The sequence below is a fragment of the Chamaesiphon sp. OTE_20_metabat_361 genome, assembly GCF_031364565.1.
Map to the genome: position 1 here is coordinate 1 of NZ_JANLWO010000764.1, position 5313 is coordinate 5313.

The 5313-nt window shown below is 47.8% G+C and carries 5 protein-coding genes; 1 reads left to right on the plus strand and 4 read right to left on the minus strand.

Features of this window, described 5'->3' with window-relative positions:
* A partial coding sequence (locus RMO35_RS21605; protein WP_309744161.1) for a phosphotransacetylase family protein occupies window positions 1-1032 on the plus strand: 1032 nt, incomplete at its 5' end.
* A gap of 236 nt (window positions 1033-1268) precedes the next feature.
* On the opposite strand, the gene RMO35_RS21610 is transcribed toward RMO35_RS21605, so the two are convergent.
* The 4 genes from RMO35_RS21610 to RMO35_RS21625 all read right to left on the minus strand — a co-directional run.
* A complete protein-coding gene (locus RMO35_RS21610) occupies window positions 1269-1805 on the minus strand; it encodes a COP23 domain-containing protein (protein ID WP_309744163.1) in 537 nt (178 codons plus the stop codon).
* 96 nt (window positions 1806-1901) lie between these two features.
* Window positions 1902-3254, minus strand: coding sequence for an ATP-binding protein (locus RMO35_RS21615; RefSeq protein ID WP_396134984.1), 1353 nt, complete (start codon window positions 3252-3254; stop codon window positions 1902-1904).
* A gap of 28 nt (window positions 3255-3282) precedes the next feature.
* Window positions 3283-4746 (minus strand): RecQ family ATP-dependent DNA helicase, encoded by a 1464-nt coding sequence (locus RMO35_RS21620; protein ID WP_309744167.1) that lies wholly within the window; start codon window positions 4744-4746, stop codon window positions 3283-3285.
* Between the two features lie 25 nt (window positions 4747-4771).
* Window positions 4772-5313, minus strand: a 542-nt coding sequence (locus RMO35_RS21625; RefSeq protein WP_309744169.1) for a tetratricopeptide repeat protein, incomplete at its 5' end; no start/stop codon positions are given.

The following is a 5313-nucleotide window of genomic DNA, read 5'->3' on the forward strand; positions in this document are numbered from 1 at the left end:
TCGACGGAAGCATGTAGTGGGAAGTCGGCAACAATTTTGGGAATTGCTGCTCGCTTGCAGGAAAAGGGGGTGGAAATTGCCTATGCTCAGCCAGTTGTGACGGTAAATGCCACAAATCCCCACCTCGATGGCGATGTCCGACTGATGGCACAAGCCTTAGCGTTGCCCTCAGAGCAACTGGGGCTACCGCTGCTAGGTTTGGATGCCACTAGGACAATCGAGCGGCTAACTGGGGTCGATCGCCAAGACTACACTAAGTTACTCAAAGATAGCCTCCGACTCTCTGGCAATCTGACGATCGTCGAAGGTGGTGCCAATCTCCATGAAGGGAGTTTATTTGATTTGGCGACTGCACAGGTGGCAGAAACTCTCGATGCGGGCGTGTTGCTAGTCAATCGGTACCATCCGATCTCCAGTGTGGATCTGTTATTATCGGCGGCTGAGCGGCTTGGCAAGCGACTATTGGGGTGTATTATCAATGACATTCCCCGCGATCGCGTCGAGTCCGTCCAAACCTCTCTAGTACCCTTTCTAGAACAGCATGGTATCCCGGTGTTTGGGGTCGTGCATCGGAATGGGTTGCTGCGAAGCGTGACTGTCAAGCAATTGGTCGAACAACTCAATGCTGAAATATTGTGTCGTCCCGACAGGTTGGATCTGATGGTGGAAAGTCTATCGATCGGGGCGATGAATGTCAACTCGGCACTGGAATATTTCCGACGCGGTAATAATATGGCAGTCGTCACTGGCGGCGATCGCGCCGATATTCAGTTAGCCGCGCTAGAAACCTCTACACAGTGCTTGATTTTGACCGGACATCTCAGCCCTCAACCGTTCATCCTCAGTCGTGCTGAAGACCTAGAAATCCCCATTCTGTCGGTAGATTTGGATACGCTGACGACTGTGGAAATTATCGATCGCGCTTTCGGGCAAGTCCGGCTGCAAGAAACGATCAAAATTAATTGTGCGCGGGAGTTATTTGGCAATCACTGCGAGATCGATCGGCTGATCTCGATGCTGGGAATTGAGTAAGTAGCTCGGCATACTCCCTTCCCAGTGACAAATTAGACATCTAGGATGGATAGTGGATAGTGGATAGTGAATAGTGAATGTCTATTTCTTGGGTAGGAAGGGAGTAGTTATTTTAACTGCTGGAAATCACCTGTAATCCTGATGGTGGGCAGTGCCCACCCTACTTTACTTATCACCATAAGTGCTAGAGAGCCAATCCCAAAAACCCAATTCTCAATTCTCAATTCTCAATTAATTTAATTATCTTCACTAAGCCAATCGAGATCGATCGAGTTGTCGGATGTCGGGGTAATTCCGGCACTTTCTTCGATACTTCTAGAACTGGCACGATTGCGGATGGCATGGAGTCTTCTGATGACTTGCTGGGGATCGGAATTGGGCTTGAGTGTGTACAGTAAATTCTGGGCGTTACACGAAGTACTGACTTTATTCGTCGCACAAACTACTGGTTGATTGTTCAGCGTACCAGTAGTCAGAGATTTTAACTTACCACTGCGGTATAGGGATTGGAATCTAGCGGAGACTTGTTGGCAACGAACTTGTGGCGTAAATCCGGCTTCGCTCATGGCGGCGGAACTCCACAATATAATTGGGAAATCACCTTTTTTAGTTCTAGCGATAGTTGCGGGTTTACCTTCAGATTTACCGCAGACAAAGCTAGTAGTTGCGGTCGAGGCTTGACTCGATGTTGCGGACAACATCATGCCGATGAGAGTAAGTGTCGATACGCCCAGTGCGAGGATCGGACGCTGGGAAATAGATACAGTTGACATTTTCATATTTACTCGATCGATTACAAAATTAAACAACATCTCAGCTCAAATTTCCCTAAGAGTTGGTAACATTTTTTGCTTTGCTACTACATATTATCAACTCTCTCTCATCTGCTCGGTTCGATCGCCATTTCCAATGAGATAATCGATAAACTGTCGGGCGGTACGTCCAGAACGTCCATTGTGTCTTGTTGCCCATTGTAAAGCACGTTTTTCGAGTTCGTCACGATCGATTAGCAATTGTGCTGAGGTCGCTAAATGATAGACGATTTCGAGATATTTGGGTTGGTCGGCAGGTTCAAAGGTGAGTGTGATGCCAAATCTGTCACTAAAGGATAATTTTTCTTGAACGGTGTCCCACATTTGAATCTCATCGGCATCTTGAGGGCGTGGGCGATCTGCAAAGTATTCTCTGACTAAATGACGGCGGTTGGATGTGGCATAGACTACTACATTCGCGGGTTTGGCGGTGACGCTGCCTTCTAACACTACTTTGAGTGCTTTGAATGCTTCATCATCAGCTTCAAAGGAAAGATCGTCGATAAAAATGATAAATTTCTGAGGCGAATCGGTAACGAGATCGAGAATTAATGGCAATTGACGCATGTCCGATTTACTAACTTCAATCAGTCTCAATTGGTTATCGGAATAATAGTTGAGTAATGCTTTAATTAGTGAGGATTTGCCAGTTCCTTTGCCACCATACAGTAAAATATTTAAGGCTGGCTGACCTGATAATAACGCTTGAGTATTTTTAATGATGGTATCTTTTTGCAGCTCATAACCAACTAGGTTGTCGATGTGAATGCGATCGGGGTAAGTAATTCCCACTAATCGCTCTTGCCATCTCAATGCTCGATATTTTCCAAATATACCCACTCCAGCTTGGTGATAATATCGTGCGAGATCTTCAACTAAATCACCCCAGCTTTTAGCAGCCAGTTTACTAACGATCGCGTCTCTGATTCGGTCTTGATGACTTGATGGCTCGGGAGTACTCTCGATCCAGCAGACCGGATTGCCACCCACTTGCTGCACCCATTGGGGGAGATAAGTTCCGTAAGTATATAAGAGGTTTAAAGACTGGAGATCTTGTTTGGCTGCCATTACTAGAGCTGGCGATAGATACTTATCCAGACTAGAAGTAAAGCGAGAATCTATTTTCTGCGCTTGAAGGCTAAAAGGATTTTCAGCTTGTAAAATTCGATCGATTAAATATTCTTCCCAACTACAATTTTCGGTAGCTAAAGCTTTAAAAAAACGTCCGTAAGCAGTCAGACAAATAAGTGCATTTCCTTGAGAGCGATCGCGATTGGCGATCGCCTGGAGCAAGTCAATCAGCGCACTACCAACTTCACCCGCTAAAATATCTTGATATACTAGCAATCCCGCAATGGCGCGCTGCATTTGATGAAGTTCGGCGGTGTGTCGCTCTTGATGCGGATTCATAAATTGGGGCGGTGAGAGTTGGTATTTACTAGCGTAATCGATTAGGAGAGCCAGCGGTGCGATTGCGGAGACAGCGATCGCAATTGCCACAACGCCACTCTGGTTGCTGCTTTGAGCCAAAAGCGGTCAGCAAGTATTGCCAGCGACATCCAGAGCCGTTGATATAAGCTTTGACGCCCCTAAACAGTAACTGCTGAGCCGCTTGTAACGGTTGCCAATCGATCGATTTCCCGATATTCGATCGGCGATAATTAAATGGTGTTTCCCATACTAAGTTACCGACACTGTGTAACAAAGATAGCGCCATCGCCCGATCGGGATCGATCGTCTGTTCCCGCACATCCCCACTCGCGGGAAGTTGTTTTGCTAGTGTAGTTGCCAGATCGTAACAGCGATCGATACTGTCAGTAAAAAATCGCGATCGCTGACGATCTTCTGGATACAACAAACCCGTCTGCTCGCACACCAGTAATAGCGCCGCCGCAGGCTTGCCATCCCGTCCCGCCCGACCGATTTCTTGCAGATACTCAGCCAGCAATACTGGCGGATGAAAATGCACGATCCACCGCACTGATGCCTTATTTATGCCCATCCCGAAGGCACAGGTGCAGACTACATACTGAAGCTTGCCGTCCAGCCACTCACTCTCGATTCGTCGCCGCGATTGGGGACTCAAGCCCGCATGATAAGCGGCTGTAGCATCGCCCCGCGCGGCTAGCCAAGTCGCTAACTCCTCACTACTCTGGCGAGTGCGGACATATACCAGCCCCGACTGCTGCGGATAGCGATCGATAAACTTCGTCAATTCCTGCTTTCTGCCCCGTGGCGTCCAGATTTGGCGGACGGATAGCTGGAGGTTTGGACGATAGGGATCGAGAATAAATGTGGCTGGCTGCTGGAGTTGTAACACACGGGCGATCGTCTGCTGCGATCGAGGGTCAGCCGTCGCTGTAAAAGCCGCGATCGCCATTTGAGTCCCTGTGACCTTCGATCGAATTAAGGCATCACGCACAGCCCCCAAGCGGCGATAGCTGGGACGAAAGGTTTCACCCCAATGGACGAGACAGTGCGCCTCATCCAGGATCAGTCGATCGATCTGCAATTGAGGATGGCACAATCGCGACCATACTGGGGGCGTGAGTAAAGTTTCTGGTGAAATATACAGCAGCCGCAGTTGCTGACGTTCCAATGCTTGCAGTGTCTGCTTGCGCTGGATGGTGGACAGTTCGCTATGCAGCAGCCCCGCGGCTATTCCTTTGGCGGTCAATTCTTGCACCTGATTTTCCATCAAGGCAACTAAAGGCGAAATTACTAGGGTGACGCCACTGCTCAGTAAAGCTGGAATTTGGAAGCACAGGGACTTACCACCGCCAGTAGGCATCACAATCAGGGCATCCCGATTGGCAAGGAGACATTCGATGATTTCTCGCTGGGGATATCGCAACTCGTCATAACCCCAGACTGCTTGTAATGTTGCTTGAATTCGATCCATTATTTTAGCCGTCGATCGAGATTTGCTACGTGACTAAGTTTTTAAAAAGTTCATTGTCATGCAGCAATGCAAAATCGGCATCGGTACGCGCCGAATTTTTCAACTTGTCAGGCTCTAATTCAATCGCTTTTCGGAGGTTGTCCAGTGCTGAATCTAGCCGATCTTGCAAGGCATAACAACAAGCTAGATCGTACCAGCCAGTCGCATTTTGAGGTTCGATCTTTACTAAAGCTTGATATGTCTCGATCGCGGCTGGATAGTTTTTCAGGTTGTACATCAGCTCGGCTTTAGCATGTAGGAATGAGCTATTGAGCGGAGATATGGCGAGCGCTCTACTTAATGCTTCATCTGCAAGAACGAGGTTTTGCGAGCGCTGGTGAGACAATCCCAGATAATAATAAGCATCGCCGTGTTGGGGATCTAGTTTAATGAGCTTTTCCAGATAAAAGATGGCTGATTCATACTTTTCAAGACTATAATAACTAAGACCCAGACCTAAATGAGCATATTCATTAATATCGTCAATCTCGATAACTTTCTGATAGCAATCAATCGCCCGCTCGAATG